This is a genomic window from Neobacillus sp. DY30 (genome assembly GCF_030123065.1).
Lineage (GTDB): Bacteria > Bacillota > Bacilli > Bacillales > Cytobacillaceae > Neobacillus.
The window spans coordinates 344,459-362,500 of record NZ_CP126093.1 but is presented as its reverse complement, the minus strand read 5'-3'; the positions used below and the strand labels follow the sequence as shown (position 1 = coordinate 362,500).

4 protein-coding genes, 7 rRNA genes and 2 riboswitches (1 of these 13 running past the window's edge) are annotated in these 18,042 nt (G+C 46.1%); all 11 genes read right to left on the bottom strand.

Annotation, left to right across the window (positions count from 1 at the left end; all coding sequences use genetic code 11):
- Nucleotides 1-628, bottom strand: a 16S ribosomal RNA gene (locus tag QNH29_RS01815) (it extends 922 nt beyond the left edge of the window).
- Nucleotides 629-941: 313 nt separating this feature from the next.
- Nucleotides 942-1,057, bottom strand: a 5S ribosomal RNA gene (gene rrf, locus QNH29_RS01810).
- 76 nt (nt 1,058-1,133) lie between these two features.
- Nucleotides 1,134-4,069 (bottom strand): 23S ribosomal RNA (locus QNH29_RS01805).
- 189 nt (nt 4,070-4,258) lie between these two features.
- A 16S ribosomal RNA gene (locus tag QNH29_RS01800) occupies nt 4,259-5,808 on the bottom strand.
- Between the two features lie 313 nt (nt 5,809-6,121).
- Nucleotides 6,122-6,237, bottom strand: a 5S ribosomal RNA gene (rrf, locus tag QNH29_RS01795).
- A gap of 76 nt (nt 6,238-6,313) precedes the next feature.
- Nucleotides 6,314-9,248: ribosomal RNA gene (locus tag QNH29_RS01790) — 23S ribosomal RNA — on the bottom strand.
- Between the two features lie 196 nt (nt 9,249-9,444).
- A 16S ribosomal RNA gene (locus tag QNH29_RS01785) occupies nt 9,445-10,994 on the bottom strand.
- Together the 16S, 23S and 5S rRNA genes form the textbook arrangement of a ribosomal RNA operon.
- A gap of 344 nt (nt 10,995-11,338) precedes the next feature.
- On the bottom strand, nt 11,339-13,408 hold the full coding sequence (ptsG, locus tag QNH29_RS01780; protein WP_283863168.1) for a glucose-specific PTS transporter subunit IIBC: 2,070 nt from the start codon (nt 13,406-13,408) through the stop codon (nt 11,339-11,341).
- A gap of 184 nt (nt 13,409-13,592) precedes the next feature.
- Nucleotides 13,593-14,435 (bottom strand): glucose PTS transporter transcription antiterminator GlcT, encoded by an 843-nt coding sequence (gene glcT / locus QNH29_RS01775; RefSeq protein ID WP_283863167.1) that lies wholly within the window; start codon nt 14,433-14,435, stop codon nt 13,593-13,595.
- 177 nt (nt 14,436-14,612) lie between these two features.
- Nucleotides 14,613-15,938: an NCS2 family permease gene (locus QNH29_RS01770; RefSeq protein WP_283863166.1), complete on the bottom strand. Its 1,326-nt coding sequence runs from the start codon at nt 15,936-15,938 to the stop codon at nt 14,613-14,615.
- 102 nt (nt 15,939-16,040) lie between these two features.
- A riboswitch (purine riboswitch) is annotated at nt 16,041-16,141 on the bottom strand.
- 105 nt (nt 16,142-16,246) lie between these two features.
- Entirely contained in the window at nt 16,247-17,767 is a 1,521-nt protein-coding gene (gene guaA / locus QNH29_RS01765; RefSeq protein ID WP_283865512.1) for a glutamine-hydrolyzing GMP synthase, read from the bottom strand.
- A gap of 136 nt (nt 17,768-17,903) precedes the next feature.
- Nucleotides 17,904-18,005: riboswitch (purine riboswitch) on the bottom strand.
- Nucleotides 18,006-18,042 lie beyond the last annotated feature (37 nt).

The following is an 18,042-nucleotide window of genomic DNA, read 5'->3' as shown; positions in this document are numbered from 1 at the left end:
TTGAGCCGTGGGCTTTCACATCAGACTTAAAGGACCGCCTGCGCGCGCTTTACGCCCAATAATTCCGGACAACGCTTGCCACCTACGTATTACCGCGGCTGCTGGCACGTAGTTAGCCGTGGCTTTCTGGTTAGGTACCGTCAAGGTACCGGCAGTTACTCCGGTACTTGTTCTTCCCTAACAACAGAGCTTTACGACCCGAAGGCCTTCATCGCTCACGCGGCGTTGCTCCGTCAGACTTTCGTCCATTGCGGAAGATTCCCTACTGCTGCCTCCCGTAGGAGTCTGGGCCGTGTCTCAGTCCCAGTGTGGCCGATCACCCTCTCAGGTCGGCTACGCATCGTCGCCTTGGTGAGCCGTTACCTCACCAACTAGCTAATGCGCCGCGGGCCCATCTGTAAGTGTCAGCCGAAACCGACTTTCAGCTTTTCCTCATGTGAGGAAAAGGATTATCCGGTATTAGCTCCGGTTTCCCGAAGTTATCCCAGTCTTACAGGCAGGTTGCCCACGTGTTACTCACCCGTCCGCCGCTAACCAAGAGGTGCAAGCACCTCATGATTCGCTCGACTTGCATGTATTAGGCACGCCGCCAGCGTTCGTCCTGAGCCAGGATCAAACTCTCCAAGAAAGTTGATTAGCTCATTTGTTACGTTGGCTAGTTTCTATAGTAGAAACTAATATTTTTGTTGACGTTCTTGTTTGTTTAGTTTTCAAAGAACAATATCATCTGTCAATATGACAGGAATGTTAGTGTATCGCATTTCTACTACTATATCAATTATAAAATATTTCCAATTTACTAGAAGTAAGTTAAAACTGATAAGGTCGTTTTCTGAGCGACTTTTATATCATAACACCATCGGTGTTATTAAACAACTGAAAGTTTTTTCCATTTTTTAAAATGGGGATTAAAAAAGACAGAAAGAACATTTCTGTCTTTCGCCTGGCAACGTCCTACTCTCACAGGGACAAAGTCCCAACTACCATCGGCGCTGAGAAGCTTAACTTCCGTGTTCGGTATGGGAACGGGTGTGACCTTCTCGCCATTGCTGCCAGACTATTTATTTTGAGGTTTCATTCCCTCAAAACTAGATAATTTCAGAAGAAGTGTGTAAAAACGAGTTCACCTTAAATTGGTTAAGTCCTCGAACGATTAGTATCAGTCAGCTCCACACGTTACCGCGCTTCCACCTCTGACCTATCAACCTGATCATCTTTCAGGGTTCTTACTAGCTTGACGCTATGGGAAATCTCATCTTGAGGGGGGCTTCATGCTTAGATGCTTTCAGCACTTATCCCGTCCGCACATAGCTACCCAGCGATGCCTTTGGCAAGACAACTGGTACACCAGCGGTGCGTCCATCCCGGTCCTCTCGTACTAAGGACAGCTCCTCTCAAATTTCCTGCGCCCACGACGGATAGGGACCGAACTGTCTCACGACGTTCTGAACCCAGCTCGCGTACCGCTTTAATGGGCGAACAGCCCAACCCTTGGGACCGACTACAGCCCCAGGATGCGATGAGCCGACATCGAGGTGCCAAACCTCCCCGTCGATGTGGACTCTTGGGGGAGATAAGCCTGTTATCCCCGGGGTAGCTTTTATCCGTTGAGCGATGGCCCTTCCATGCGGAACCACCGGATCACTAAGCCCGACTTTCGTCCCTGCTCGACTTGTAGGTCTCGCAGTCAAGCTCCCTTGTGCCTTTACACTCTGCGAATGATTTCCAACCATTCTGAGGGAACCTTTGGGCGCCTCCGTTACTCTTTAGGAGGCGACCGCCCCAGTCAAACTGCCCACCTGACACTGTCTCCCACCCCGATCAGGGGTGTGGGTTAGAATTTCAATACAGCCAGGGTAGTATCCCACCGACGCCTCCACCGAAGCTGGCGCTCCGGTTTCTCAGGCTCCTACCTATCCTGTACAAGCTGTACCAAAATTCAATATCAGGCTACAGTAAAGCTCCACGGGGTCTTTCCGTCCTGTCGCGGGTAACCTGCATCTTCACAGGTACTATAATTTCACCGAGTCTCTCGTTGAGACAGTGCCCAGATCGTTACGCCTTTCGTGCGGGTCGGAACTTACCCGACAAGGAATTTCGCTACCTTAGGACCGTTATAGTTACGGCCGCCGTTTACTGGGGCTTCGATTCAGAGCTTCGCTTGCGCTAACCCCTCCTCTTAACCTTCCAGCACCGGGCAGGCGTCAGCCCCTATACTTCGCCTTGCGGCTTCGCAGAGACCTGTGTTTTTGCTAAACAGTCGCCTGGGCCTATTCACTGCGGCTCTTCGAGGCTATTCACCTCAAAAAGCACCCCTTCTCCCGAAGTTACGGGGTCATTTTGCCGAGTTCCTTAACGAGAGTTCTCTCGCTCACCTTAGGATTCTCTCCTCGCCTACCTGTGTCGGTTTGCGGTACGGGCACCTTTTATCTCGCTAGAGGCTTTTCTTGGCAGTGTGGAATCAGGAACTTCGGTACTATATTTCCCTCGGCATCACAGCTCAGCCTTAAGGTGAACGGATTTTCCTATTCACCAGCCTAACTGCTTACACGCACATATCCAGCAGTGCGCTTACCCTATCCTCCTGCGTCCCCCCATCACTCAAACGATAAAGAGGTGGTACAGGAATATCAACCTGTTGTCCATCGCCTACGCCTTTCGGCCTCGGCTTAGGTCCCGACTAACCCTGAGAGGACGAGCCTTCCTCAGGAAACCTTAGGCATACGGTGGATGGGATTCTCACCCATCTTTCGCTACTCATACCGGCATTCTCACTTCTAAGCGCTCCACCAGTCCTTACGGTCTAGCTTCAACGCCCTTAGAACGCTCTCCTACCACTGACACCATATGGTGTCAATCCACAGCTTCGGTGTTACGTTTAGCCCCGGTACATTTTCGGCGCAGAGTCACTCGACCAGTGAGCTATTACGCACTCTTTAAATGGTGGCTGCTTCTAAGCCAACATCCTGGTTGTCTAAGCAACTCCACATCCTTTTCCACTTAACGTAAACTTTGGGACCTTAGCTGGTGGTCTGGGCTGTTTCCCTTTTGACTACGGATCTTATCACTCGCAGTCTGACTCCCACGGATAAGTCTTTGGCATTCGGAGTTTGTCTGAATTCGGTAACCCGATGAGGGCCCCTAGTCCAAACAGTGCTCTACCTCCAAGACTCTTACAACGTGAGGCTAGCCCTAAAGCTATTTCGGAGAGAACCAGCTATCTCCAAGTTCGATTGGAATTTCTCCGCTACCCACACCTCATCCCCGCACTTTTCAACGTGCGTGGGTTCGGGCCTCCATCCAGTGTTACCTGGACTTCACCCTGGACATGGGTAGATCACCTGGTTTCGGGTCTACGACCACATACTCATTCGCCCTATTCAGACTCGCTTTCGCTGCGGCTCCGTCTCTTCAACTTAACCTTGCATGGGATCGTAACTCGCCGGTTCATTCTACAAAAGGCACGCCATCACCCATGAACGGGCTCTGACTACTTGTAGGCACACGGTTTCAGGATCTCTTTCACTCCCCTTCCGGGGTGCTTTTCACCTTTCCCTCACGGTACTGGTTCACTATCGGTCACTAGGGAGTATTTAGCCTTGGGAGATGGTCCTCCCAGCTTCCGACCGGATTTCACGTGTCCGGCCGTACTCAGGATCCACTCAGGAGGGAACGAAGTTTCAACTACAGGGTTTTTACCTTCTATGACGGACCTTTCCAGGTCGCTTCATCTACCCCGTTCCTTTGTAACTCCATGTTGAGTGTCCTACAACCCCAAGAGGCAAGCCTCTTGGTTTGGGCTATGTCCCGTTTCGCTCGCCGCTACTCAGGGAATCGCGTTTGCTTTCTCTTCCTCCGGGTACTTAGATGTTTCAGTTCCCCGGGTCTGCCTTCAATACCCTATGTATTCAGGTAAAGATACTGCTCCATTACGAGCAGTGGGTTCCCCCATTCGGAAATCTCCGGATCAAAGCTTACTTACAGCTCCCCGAAGCATATCGGTGTTAGTCCCGTCCTTCATCGGCTCCTAGTGCCAAGGCATCCACCGTGCGCCCTTTCTAACTTAACCTAAATGGTTATACTCTTAAATTAATAAGAGAGAAAAACTAAAATGGCGATTCTCGGTTTTACTTTGACTTCTTCTTACGATTATCTAGTTTTCAAGGAACAAAATATTTTGAGAGATTGTTCTCTCAAAACTAAACAAACAAGTAACGGTCAACTTCTTATCAGTCCGATAGGACTGCATTATCCTTAGAAAGGAGGTGATCCAGCCGCACCTTCCGATACGGCTACCTTGTTACGACTTCACCCCAATCATCTGTCCCACCTTAGGCGGCTGGCTCCTTGCGGTTACCCCACCGACTTCGGGTGTTACAAACTCTCGTGGTGTGACGGGCGGTGTGTACAAGGCCCGGGAACGTATTCACCGCGGCATGCTGATCCGCGATTACTAGCGATTCCGGCTTCATGCAGGCGAGTTGCAGCCTGCAATCCGAACTGAGAATGGTTTTATGGGATTGGCTAAACCTCGCGGTCTTGCAGCCCTTTGTACCATCCATTGTAGCACGTGTGTAGCCCAGGTCATAAGGGGCATGATGATTTGACGTCATCCCCACCTTCCTCCGGTTTGTCACCGGCAGTCACCTTAGAGTGCCCAACTGAATGCTGGCAACTAAGATCAAGGGTTGCGCTCGTTGCGGGACTTAACCCAACATCTCACGACACGAGCTGACGACAACCATGCACCACCTGTCACTCTGTCCCCCGAAGGGGAAAGTCCTATCTCTAGGAGTGTCAGAGGATGTCAAGACCTGGTAAGGTTCTTCGCGTTGCTTCGAATTAAACCACATGCTCCACCGCTTGTGCGGGCCCCCGTCAATTCCTTTGAGTTTCAGCCTTGCGGCCGTACTCCCCAGGCGGAGTGCTTAATGCGTTAGCTGCAGCACTAAAGGGCGGAAACCCTCTAACACTTAGCACTCATCGTTTACGGCGTGGACTACCAGGGTATCTAATCCTGTTTGCTCCCCACGCTTTCGCGCCTCAGCGTCAGTTACAGACCAGAAAGCCGCCTTCGCCACTGGTGTTCCTCCACATCTCTACGCATTTCACCGCTACACGTGGAATTCCGCTTTCCTCTTCTGTACTCAAGTCCCCCAGTTTCCAATGACCCTCCACGGTTGAGCCGTGGGCTTTCACATCAGACTTAAAGGACCGCCTGCGCGCGCTTTACGCCCAATAATTCCGGACAACGCTTGCCACCTACGTATTACCGCGGCTGCTGGCACGTAGTTAGCCGTGGCTTTCTGGTTAGGTACCGTCAAGGTACCGGCAGTTACTCCGGTACTTGTTCTTCCCTAACAACAGAGCTTTACGACCCGAAGGCCTTCATCGCTCACGCGGCGTTGCTCCGTCAGACTTTCGTCCATTGCGGAAGATTCCCTACTGCTGCCTCCCGTAGGAGTCTGGGCCGTGTCTCAGTCCCAGTGTGGCCGATCACCCTCTCAGGTCGGCTACGCATCGTCGCCTTGGTGAGCCGTTACCTCACCAACTAGCTAATGCGCCGCGGGCCCATCTGTAAGTGTCAGCCGAAACCGACTTTCAGCTTTTCCTCATGTGAGGAAAAGGATTATCCGGTATTAGCTCCGGTTTCCCGAAGTTATCCCAGTCTTACAGGCAGGTTGCCCACGTGTTACTCACCCGTCCGCCGCTAACCAAGAGGTGCAAGCACCTCATGATTCGCTCGACTTGCATGTATTAGGCACGCCGCCAGCGTTCGTCCTGAGCCAGGATCAAACTCTCCAAGAAAGTTGATTAGCTCATTTGTTACGTTGGCTAGTTTCTATAGTAGAAACTAATATTTTTGTTGACGTTCTTGTTTGTTTAGTTTTCAAAGAACAATATCATCTGTCAATATGACAGGAATGTTAGTGTATCGCATTTCTACTACTATATCAATTATAAAATATTTCCAATTTACTAGAAGTAAGTTAAAACTGATAAGGTCGTTTTCTGAGCGACTTTTATATCATAACACCATCGGTGTTATTAAACAACTGAAAGTTTTTTCCATTTTTTAAAATGGGGATTAAAAAAGACAGAAAGAACATTTCTGTCTTTCGCCTGGCAACGTCCTACTCTCACAGGGACAAAGTCCCAACTACCATCGGCGCTGAGAAGCTTAACTTCCGTGTTCGGTATGGGAACGGGTGTGACCTTCTCGCCATTGCTGCCAGACTATTTATTTTGAGGTTTCATTCCCTCAAAACTAGATAATTTCAGAAGAAGTGTGTAAAAACGAGTTCACCTTAAATTGGTTAAGTCCTCGAACGATTAGTATCAGTCAGCTCCACACGTTACCGCGCTTCCACCTCTGACCTATCAACCTGATCATCTTTCAGGGTTCTTACTAGCTTGACGCTATGGGAAATCTCATCTTGAGGGGGGCTTCATGCTTAGATGCTTTCAGCACTTATCCCGTCCGCACATAGCTACCCAGCGATGCCTTTGGCAAGACAACTGGTACACCAGCGGTGCGTCCATCCCGGTCCTCTCGTACTAAGGACAGCTCCTCTCAAATTTCCTGCGCCCACGACGGATAGGGACCGAACTGTCTCACGACGTTCTGAACCCAGCTCGCGTACCGCTTTAATGGGCGAACAGCCCAACCCTTGGGACCGACTACAGCCCCAGGATGCGATGAGCCGACATCGAGGTGCCAAACCTCCCCGTCGATGTGGACTCTTGGGGGAGATAAGCCTGTTATCCCCGGGGTAGCTTTTATCCGTTGAGCGATGGCCCTTCCATGCGGAACCACCGGATCACTAAGCCCGACTTTCGTCCCTGCTCGACTTGTAGGTCTCGCAGTCAAGCTCCCTTGTGCCTTTACACTCTACGAATGATTTCCAACCATTCTGAGGGAACCTTTGGGCGCCTCCGTTACTCTTTAGGAGGCGACCGCCCCAGTCAAACTGCCCACCTGACACTGTCTCCCACCCCGATCAGGGGTGTGGGTTAGAATTTCAATACAGCCAGGGTAGTATCCCACCGACGCCTCCACCGAAGCTGGCGCTCCGGTTTCTCAGGCTCCTACCTATCCTGTACAAGCTGTACCAAAATTCAATATCAGGCTACAGTAAAGCTCCACGGGGTCTTTCCGTCCTGTCGCGGGTAACCTGCATCTTCACAGGTACTATAATTTCACCGAGTCTCTCGTTGAGACAGTGCCCAGATCGTTACGCCTTTCGTGCGGGTCGGAACTTACCCGACAAGGAATTTCGCTACCTTAGGACCGTTATAGTTACGGCCGCCGTTTACTGGGGCTTCGATTCAGAGCTTCGCTTGCGCTAACCCCTCCTCTTAACCTTCCAGCACCGGGCAGGCGTCAGCCCCTATACTTCGCCTTGCGGCTTCGCAGAGACCTGTGTTTTTGCTAAACAGTCGCCTGGGCCTATTCACTGCGGCTCTTCGAGGCTATTCACCTCAAAAAGCACCCCTTCTCCCGAAGTTACGGGGTCATTTTGCCGAGTTCCTTAACGAGAGTTCTCTCGCTCACCTTAGGATTCTCTCCTCGCCTACCTGTGTCGGTTTGCGGTACGGGCACCTTTTATCTCGCTAGAGGCTTTTCTTGGCAGTGTGGAATCAGGAACTTCGGTACTATATTTCCCTCGGCATCACAGCTCAGCCTTAAGGTGAACGGATTTTCCTATTCACCAGCCTAACTGCTTACACGCACATATCCAACAGTGCGCTTACCCTATCCTCCTGCGTCCCCCCATCACTCAAACGATAAAGAGGTGGTACAGGAATATCAACCTGTTGTCCATCGCCTACGCCTTTCGGCCTCGGCTTAGGTCCCGACTAACCCTGAGAGGACGAGCCTTCCTCAGGAAACCTTAGGCATACGGTGGATGGGATTCTCACCCATCTTTCGCTACTCATACCGGCATTCTCACTTCTAAGCGCTCCACCAGTCCTTACGGTCTAGCTTCAACGCCCTTAGAACGCTCTCCTACCACTGACACCAACGGTGTCAATCCACAGCTTCGGTGTTACGTTTAGCCCCGGTACATTTTCGGCGCAGAGTCACTCGACCAGTGAGCTATTACGCACTCTTTAAATGGTGGCTGCTTCTAAGCCAACATCCTGGTTGTCTAAGCAACTCCACATCCTTTTCCACTTAACGTAAACTTTGGGACCTTAGCTGGTGGTCTGGGCTGTTTCCCTTTTGACTACGGATCTTATCACTCGCAGTCTGACTCCCACGGATAAGTCTTTGGCATTCGGAGTTTGTCTGAATTCGGTAACCCGATGAGGGCCCCTAGTCCAAACAGTGCTCTACCTCCAAGACTCTTACAACGTGAGGCTAGCCCTAAAGCTATTTCGGAGAGAACCAGCTATCTCCAAGTTCGATTGGAATTTCTCCGCTACCCACACCTCATCCCCGCACTTTTCAACGTGCGTGGGTTCGGGCCTCCATCCAGTGTTACCTGGACTTCACCCTGGACATGGGTAGATCACCTGGTTTCGGGTCTACGACCACATACTCATTCGCCCTATTCAGACTCGCTTTCGCTGCGGCTCCGTCTCTTCAACTTAACCTTGCATGGGATCGTAACTCGCCGGTTCATTCTACAAAAGGCACGCCATCACCCATGAACGGGCTCTGACTACTTGTAGGCACACGGTTTCAGGATCTCTTTCACTCCCCTTCCGGGGTGCTTTTCACCTTTCCCTCACGGTACTGGTTCACTATCGGTCACTAGGGAGTATTTAGCCTTGGGAGATGGTCCTCCCAGCTTCCGACCGGATTTCACGTGTCCGGCCGTACTCAGGATCCACTCAGGAGGGAACGAAGTTTCAACTACAGGGTTTTTACCTTCTATGACGGACCTTTCCAGATCGCTTCATCTACCCCGTTCCTTTGTAACTCCATGTTGAGTGTCCTACAACCCCAAGAGGCAAGCCTCTTGGTTTGGGCTATGTCCCGTTTCGCTCGCCGCTACTCAGGGAATCGCGTTTGCTTTCTCTTCCTCCGGGTACTTAGATGTTTCAGTTCCCCGGGTCTGCCTTCAATACCCTATGTATTCAGGTAAAGATACTGTTCCATTACGAACAGTGGGTTCCCCCATTCGGAAATCTCCGGATCAAAGCTTACTTACAGCTCCCCGAAGCATATCGGTGTTAGTCCCGTCCTTCATCGGCTCCTAGTGCCAAGGCATCCACCGTGCGCCCTTTCTAACTTAACCTAAATGGTTATACTCTTAAATTAATAAGAGAGAAAAACTAAAATGGCGATTCTCGGTTTTACTTTGACTTCTTCTTACAATTATCTAGTTTTCAAAGAACGATTAAAAAAAGCTTTGAGAGAATTGCTCCCTCAAAACTAAACAAACAAGTAACGGTCAACTTCTTATCAGTCCGATAGGACTGCATTATCCTTAGAAAGGAGGTGATCCAGCCGCACCTTCCGATACGGCTACCTTGTTACGACTTCACCCCAATCATCTGTCCCACCTTAGGCGGCTGGCTCCTTGCGGTTACCCCACCGACTTCGGGTGTTACAAACTCTCGTGGTGTGACGGGCGGTGTGTACAAGGCCCGGGAACGTATTCACCGCGGCATGCTGATCCGCGATTACTAGCGATTCCGGCTTCATGCAGGCGAGTTGCAGCCTGCAATCCGAACTGAGAATGGTTTTATGGGATTGGCTAAACCTCGCGGTCTTGCAGCCCTTTGTACCATCCATTGTAGCACGTGTGTAGCCCAGGTCATAAGGGGCATGATGATTTGACGTCATCCCCACCTTCCTCCGGTTTGTCACCGGCAGTCACCTTAGAGTGCCCAACTGAATGCTGGCAACTAAGATCAAGGGTTGCGCTCGTTGCGGGACTTAACCCAACATCTCACGACACGAGCTGACGACAACCATGCACCACCTGTCACTCTGTCCCCCGAAGGGGAAAGTCCTATCTCTAGGAGTGTCAGAGGATGTCAAGACCTGGTAAGGTTCTTCGCGTTGCTTCGAATTAAACCACATGCTCCACCGCTTGTGCGGGCCCCCGTCAATTCCTTTGAGTTTCAGCCTTGCGGCCGTACTCCCCAGGCGGAGTGCTTAATGCGTTAGCTGCAGCACTAAAGGGCGGAAACCCTCTAACACTTAGCACTCATCGTTTACGGCGTGGACTACCAGGGTATCTAATCCTGTTTGCTCCCCACGCTTTCGCGCCTCAGCGTCAGTTACAGACCAGAAAGCCGCCTTCGCCACTGGTGTTCCTCCACATCTCTACGCATTTCACCGCTACACGTGGAATTCCGCTTTCCTCTTCTGTACTCAAGTCCCCCAGTTTCCAATGACCCTCCACGGTTGAGCCGTGGGCTTTCACATCAGACTTAAAGGACCGCCTGCGCGCGCTTTACGCCCAATAATTCCGGACAACGCTTGCCACCTACGTATTACCGCGGCTGCTGGCACGTAGTTAGCCGTGGCTTTCTGGTTAGGTACCGTCAAGGTACCGGCAGTTACTCCGGTACTTGTTCTTCCCTAACAACAGAGCTTTACGACCCGAAGGCCTTCATCGCTCACGCGGCGTTGCTCCGTCAGACTTTCGTCCATTGCGGAAGATTCCCTACTGCTGCCTCCCGTAGGAGTCTGGGCCGTGTCTCAGTCCCAGTGTGGCCGATCACCCTCTCAGGTCGGCTACGCATCGTCGCCTTGGTGAGCCGTTACCTCACCAACTAGCTAATGCGCCGCGGGCCCATCTGTAAGTGTCAGCCGAAACCGACTTTCAGCTTTTCCTCATGTGAGGAAAAGGATTATCCGGTATTAGCTCCGGTTTCCCGAAGTTATCCCAGTCTTACAGGCAGGTTGCCCACGTGTTACTCACCCGTCCGCCGCTAACCAAGAGGTGCAAGCACCTCATGATTCGCTCGACTTGCATGTATTAGGCACGCCGCCAGCGTTCGTCCTGAGCCAGGATCAAACTCTCCAAGAAAGTTGATTAGCTCATTTGTTACGTTGGCTAGTTTCTATAGTAGAAACTAATATTTTTGTTGACGTTCTTGTTTGTTTAGTTTTCAAAGAACAATTATTACTTCGCGAACACCATCGTTCAGAAGCAACTCTATTACTATATCATTTCGTTAACTTAGCGTCAACACTTTTTTAAAAAAGTTTTTAACGCTTGCCTGTTGTTAACTCGTCATTAACGACTGCTAAAATATAATAACACTATTCCCAAATGACGTCAACAGTAAATTTAAAATTAATTCACACCCCAATAATATAACTTATCTATATAGAAGAAAGCCGACTCTCATTCTAAGAGTCGGCTTCACCTTATTTCGTAATTTTAATAATACCTGTTTGCTTCAGATTAACTTGACCTGGTTTTTCAATCACTACCTTTTCACCTTCAGCTAAGTTAGTGAAGACAACTGGTGTAATGGTTGATGTAGCATGCTCTTTAATATATTCCAGATCAACTTTTAATAACGGCTGACCTTGTTCAACAATATCATTTTCAGATACTAAAGTTTCAAACCCTTGACCCTTAAGGTTTACCGTATCAATTCCAACATGGATTAGAATTTCACGTCCTGTGTCAGAAAGAATCCCAATCGCATGTTTAGTCGGGAATAGGTTAACTATTTTCCCGTTAACAGGCGATACAACTGTACCTTCTGCCGGGACAATCGCAAAGCCGTCACCCATCATTTTCCCTGCAAATACTTGGTCTGGCACTTCTGTAATTGGCTTCAATTCACCTTTTAACGGAGCCATAATTCCTTCATCTTCATTACTGCGTGCAGTTTGAAGTGCCTTTGGATTAATTTCCTCAACTTGCTGCTCCACACCTTTTTCAGGCGCCTGTACAGTTGCACTCGGTTTTTTACCATTCATTATATCTTTCATTTGACCCTTAATGGTTTCGGAACGAGGTCCAAAGATGGCTTGTATATTATTTCCTACCTCTAAAACACCCGCAGCACCTAATCGTTTTAATTGGTCTTTATCAACATTTTTAATGTCATTAACAGAAACACGAAGACGAGTAATACATGCATCCAGGTGAGCAATATTTCCTTTACCACCCATTGCCTCCAAAATGTTAGAAGCCAAATCGCCCGAACCAGCTTTACCTGCTGTTGTTTGTGATTCTTCTTCTTCTAACTCACGTCCTGGAGTTTTCAAATTAAACTTTCGGATTGCAAATCGGAAACCGAAGTAATATACAACTGCAAAAACAAGACCTACCGGTATAACAATCCACGCATTTGTTTGCGGGTTAATTAATCCAAATAAGATGTAATCAATTAAACCACCCGAGAACGTCATCCCGATTTTAACATCTAAAATATGCATAATCATAAACGAGAATCCTGCGAAAATCGCGTGGATAGCAAATAGAATTGGTGCTACGAATAAGAATGAGAATTCAATCGGTTCTGTAATACCTGTTAAGAAAGAAGTTAGAGCAGCAGATGCCATTAATCCTCCGACAAAAACTTTCTTTTCAGGCTTAGCTTCATGATAAATCGCTAGCGCTGCTGCTGGCAGTCCAAACATCATGAATGGGAATTTACCAGTCATAAATGTTCCAGCCGTTAAATTTTGAACATTATCTGTGATTTGTGCCATGAAGATACGTTGATCTCCACGAACCACTTCCCCTGCTTTTGTTGCATATTCTCCAAATTCATACCAGAACGGAGAATAGAAAATATGGTGTAAACCAAATGGAATTAATGATCGTTCAATCACACCGAAAATAAAGGCAGAAATCGTTAAGTTTGCGTGAACCATGTTTTGTGAGAATGCATTTAAACCATTTTGAATTGGCGGCCAGATGAAAATCATCAAAATCCCTAAAACAAGAGCAGATGCCGCAGTGATAATTGGTACAAAACGTTTACCTGCAAAGAAACCTAAATATGATGGAAGTTCGATTTCAAAAAACTTATTGTACATTGAAGCTGCTAATATCCCGACGATGATACCACCAAATACTCCTGTTTGAAGAGTAGGTATCCCAAGTACACTTGCATAGCTTAAGCCATTAACATCCTCAGCTGTAATACCCAGTACTGTTCCCATTGTGACATTCATAACTAAGTAACCGATAATAGCCGCCAGACCTGCGGTACCTTCGCCGCCAGCCAACCCTACAGCAACACCAACTGCAAACAAGAGCGGTAAGTTTCCAAAGATAATATTTCCGGCATTTTGCATAACAGAAGCAATCAATGCAACCGTACTATTATCTAAAAATGGTGCTATTTCTAAAAGTGCCGGATTTAGGAGTGCAGCTCCTAAAGCAAGTAATATACCCGCAGCCGGTAATAACGCAACCGGGAGCATTAATGCTTTACCGACTTTTTGCAAGACGCCAAAAGCTTTTTTAAACATACTATATACCTCCAATTTTTATATAGCTCATTAAGCGTTTTCATTTACCGAAAAACACAAAAAAGGCATGAGTAAAAGTTCAATTGAAAATTAGACTATGGGTATAGATTACCCAAATGTCTTGGTTTCAATTAATACTTTTCACTCATGCCTGATCGAATCAGTAACACGTAAAAAATAATAGCTATTTAAATTTTTTCTGTATTCTCTGCAAATGCATGGTTAAATAAACAGCCTCCGCATCAAATACCTTCATTTTTAATGTTTGTTGCATCACTTTAATGAGCTTCCATGATAGATTATAACACACAGGATATTCTTGTTTCAATAGAAAAGATATTTTTTCTGGCTCATCTACCTTCTCCCCTTTAACCACTCTTTCAATGGTGAATCGAAGGTGTCGCACAAGCCTCATGTAATCAATACTTTCTTTATCAATATCGATTTCAAACTGTTCTTCCACCATTTTTACCAGCCTGCTGACTAGCTGTGAATGCTGATTAACTTCAGATAAATTTCTATTTGTCATGGCACTGTGAATATGAAGAGCAATAAAACCAATCTCCCCTACTGGCAGAGATATCCCTGTTTTTTTATTAATAAATTCAACAACCTCAGCTGCAATTTCGTATTCATGGCGATAAAGCGTTTTTGTTTCTACCAAGAATGGATTACTCATTTCCATGCCTTTCGAAACTCTATTGATTGCAAACATTAAGTGATCAGTTAAGGCAACATGGATATGCTCATCCAACTGAGTTTGGGTTCTTTGCTTGATTAATCCAATAGCAGAAATAATAACTTCTAGCAGATCATTATCAATAAAAGGAAGCAATTTAATATAATTTTGTTGTTCCTTTTCATTTTTAAGTACAAACAGTTTTTCAACTGAATCTGTTTCAATAAAATCCCCATGTTTTCGATTAAAGCCTATTCCTTTACCGATTAAGACAACTTCTTCATAGGAAGGATGTTCGGCAATTAAAACATTGTTATTTAATACTTTATCAATTAATAGCTTTACCACTGCCTTCCTCCTCATTTTGTCCGAATTACCTTATAATTCTCATGTTATAAGAGACAAAACAAGAAGTCAACGACAATATTCGACAGCTATCACTTATACTTAATGCTTCTCGTTTTGGATTAATAATTCAATTATAAAAAAAGAACCTGTGTTTGCTCACAGGCTCCCTTAACTTACTTATAGGAATAAGAAGTATAAAACGAAAATAACAAAGAAAAAGTACATAATTGGATGTATTTCTTTCATACGCCCTTTAACAATCATTGTAATTGGGTAAAAGATAAACCCAATTGCAATCCCTGTAGCAATGCTGTACGTCAAAGGCATGGCAATCATTGTAAGGAAGGCTGGAACAGCCACTTCGAATTTTGTCCATTCAATTTTCCCTAACGAACCCACCATCAATGCCCCAACAATAATTAACGCTGGCGCTGTAACTGCTGCCGTAACCACTGATAATAATGGGAAGAAAAACAGTGATAGTATAAACAATGCTGCAGTAACAAGTGAAGCAAATCCTGTTCTCGCCCCTGCCGCTACCCCAGCAGATGATTCAATATAAGATGTTGTTGTAGAAGTACCAAGTACTGCACCGACAGTTGTCGCTACTGAGTCAGCAAGTAATGCTCTGCCTGCACGTGGTAATTTATTGTCTTTGATCATACCCGCTTGATTCGCTACTGCTACAAGTGTTCCAGCATTGTCGAAGAAGTCAACAAACAATAGAGTCAAGATAATTCCGAGCATGGTCATTGTGTAAAACGAACTATCTGTTAACGAAGAAAATGCAGCTCCAAATGTAGGTGCTAAACTTGGGACAGTATCGACGATTTTCTCTGGTGTGTCAATTAAATTAAATATCATTCCCACAATAACAGTAATAATCATTCCAAAAAATACTGCACCATTAATTCCTCTAGTCATCATAATGACCGTAACAATTATTCCGAAAATAGCCAGTAATGTTGGTCCGGCTGTCAAATCACCCAATCCAACAAGTGTCGCATCATTGTTTACTACAATACCTGCACTCTGCAATCCAATAAAAGTAATATATAAACCAATACCTGCGCCAACGGCGTGCTTTAGCTCGATTGGAATTGCGTTGATTAGTTTCTCACGTAAACCAGTTAATGTTAATAAAAAGAAAAATACACCTGAAATAAATACCGCACCTAATGCATGCTGCCATGGAATGCCGCTAGCTAACACGATTGTATAGGCAAAGAACGCGTTCAATCCCATACCAGGCGCTAAGGCGATCGGGAATTTCCCTAGAAGTCCCATAACAATGGAACCAATCGCTGCAGCCAATGCTGTCGCTACAAAGACTGCCCCGTAATCCATTCGCATTGCATCTGGTAAATCCGGTACACTTGATAGTGTTAATGTCAGCGGGTTAACCACTAATATATAGGCCATTGCCAAGAAGGTGGTCACGCCGCCAATAATTTCACGGCGATAATTCGTCCCTAATTCCTTAAACATGAAATATTTTTGCATTTTTTCTTCCCCCTAGGAATCTATCTTTATTAAAAACAAAAAAACGTTCCGAAATCTACCGGAACGCTTGACTTAGGGCTAGTGAAATAAAGAGGATTACCCTCCGTTTAAACACTGCCTCGTAGTCAAGCCATTTACGGTGGCTCGGTAGAAACTTTTGGGCCAATTCCCAAGATTATACGAGTTTATTCGACAAATTATTTACTTCTCCTTAATCTTATCAGGGATCCCCTCGCTTGTAAACATAAAAAACGAACGTTTTTAAAATTATATTTAAAAACGTTCGTTTTTAGAAGTGTGATTTTTAATTATTCCCACTCAATAGTTGCAGGCGGCTTGCTGGTAATATCATAAACCACTCGGTTAACATGAGCTACTTCGTTAACAATGCGAGTTGAAATTTTTTCGAGCACATCCCATGGGATACGTGCCCAATCAGATGTCATCCCATCAATGGACGTAACGGCACGGATTCCAATTGTATAATCATAAGTACGCGCGTCGCCCATAACTCCAACACTGCGGATGTCAGGAAGCACCGTAAAGTATTGCCAGATTTCACGATCAAGTCCTGCCTTCTTAATTTCTTCACGGAGGATCCAATCAGATTCACGAACAATTTCAAGCTTATCTTCAGAAATTGCTCCTAAGACACGAATTCCAAGACCTGGTCCAGGGAAAGGCTGTCTCCAAACAATATCATCCGGAATTCCAAGCTCTGTACCAAGCGCACGAACCTCATCCTTAAACAATGTATTCAACGGTTCGATTAATTTGAATTGCATATCTTCAGGTAACCCGCCGACATTATGGTGGGATTTAATCGTTTGTGCAGTGGCAGTTCCACTTTCAATAATATCTGTATAAAGTGTTCCTTGAGCTAAAAACTCAATTCCTTCAAGCTTAGTTGCTTCATCATCGAATACATAAATGAATTCGTTGCCGATAATTTTTCGTTTTCTCTCAGGATCAGATACGCCTTCTAATTTAGATAAGAAGCGTTCTTTTGCGTCGACTTTAATCACATTCATATGGAAGCCTTCAGCAAAGGTCTTCATAACACTTTCTGCTTCATTCTTACGAAGTAAACCATGATCAACGAAAATACATGTTAATTGATCTCCGATTGCTTTGTGAATAAGAACAGCTACAACAGATGAATCTACACCGCCACTAAGCGCACATAGTACTTTTTTGTTGCCGACCTGCTCACGAATTTTTGCCATTTCCATTTCAATGAAATTTTCCATAGACCAATCGCCTTTACAGTCACATACATTAAAGACGAAATTCTTTAGAAGTTCATTTCCATATACGGAATGACGAACTTCTGGATGAAATTGAACGGCATAAAGCTTTCTCGCCTCATCACTCATTGCCGCGATCGGACAGTGTGGGTTTGTTCCATCCACCGTAAAACCGGCTGGTGCTTCCACCACTAAATCCCCATGACTCATCCAAACCACTTGCTCCCCAGGTAAGTCATGGAACAGTTTATTTTGATTTTGGATATTCATGACAGCTTTTCCGTACTCGCGGTTCTTGGCTTTTTCCACCTTACCGTCAAAGTGAACTGTCATTAATTGCATTCCATAGCAAATTCCTAAGATAGGAAGACCCATTTCAAAGATTTCCTCATCACAGCGGAAAGAATTTTCATCGTAAACACTATTCGGCCCGCCTGAAAAAATGATTCCCTTTGGATTCATTTTTCTAATTTCCTCAGCCGTAATTGTATGAGGATGAAGTTCACTGTAAACACCGAACTCACGAATTCTGCGTGTAATTAACTGGTTATACTGGCTTCCAAAGTCTAAAACCACAATCATATCTGTATTATTTGTCAACACGTCCACCTCTTCCGAAATAATAAGGTTAGTATTTGCTTTAATAACAAAAAAAAACTAGAATTCCCCCTCCAAATAAATAAGGAAGGCAGAATTCTAGCTTTCTCACAATTGCTATAGCAGAAATTTCTGCCTTCATAGTCAGGTTATTTAAGGTAACCCGGTAGAGACTCTCGAACCCTATCTTCGAGGATATATGAAGGAAAACCGATTAAATTTACAAATTTACGCCTTATTGTAACAATAGGTTGTTTTAT